The sequence below is a fragment of the Variovorax sp. 01N429 genome (genome assembly GCF_056399425.1).
The window spans coordinates 1-511 of the sequence record NZ_JBFTRG010000084.1 but is presented as its reverse complement, the minus strand read 5'-3'; the positions used below and the strand labels follow the sequence as shown (position 1 = coordinate 511).

General features: G+C 75.9%; 2 protein-coding genes. Both read left to right on the top strand.

Features of this window, described 5'->3' with window-relative positions:
- A partial coding sequence (locus AC1DSF_RS30695; RefSeq protein ID WP_478184087.1) for an ATP-binding protein occupies positions 1-180 on the top strand: 180 nt, incomplete at its 5' end.
- On the top strand, positions 177-511 hold a 335-nt coding region (locus AC1DSF_RS30690; protein ID WP_478184086.1), incomplete at its 3' end, for a response regulator. The genes AC1DSF_RS30695 and AC1DSF_RS30690, both read left to right, overlap by 4 nt.

The window sequence follows — 511 nt, the reverse complement described above, 5'->3', positions numbered from 1 at the left end:
GACGAGGGTGCCGCGGACGGCCGCCGTCCCGAGGCGTGGGGTGGCGGCCGGGGCCTGGTGGGCCTCGCGGAACGCATCGCGCTGCACGGCGGGGAACTCCGGGCCGGGCGCCGACCGACCGGCGGCTACCGGCTGAGCGCGGTGATTCCGGTGGCCGCCGACCCGGAACCGCCGCGGTGACCGGCGGGCTGGCCGGCGGGGTGGCCGGCGCAGCGGCCGGTGTCGAGCAGGGTGCGGTGCCGCTGCGTGTCGTGGTCGCGGACGACCAGGCCCTCGTCCGTTCCGGATTCCGCATGATTCTCACGGTCGCCGGGATCGATGTGGTGGCGGAGGCGGCGACCGGCGACGAGGCGTGTGCGGCGGTGCGGCGGACGCGCCCGGACGTGGTGCTCATGGACATCCGCATGCCGAACCTGGACGGTCTGGCGGCGACCCGCCGCATCATGGCCGATCCGCCGTCGGCGGCGGACGGCCGTCCGTGCCGGATCCTCATGCTGACGACGTTCGATCT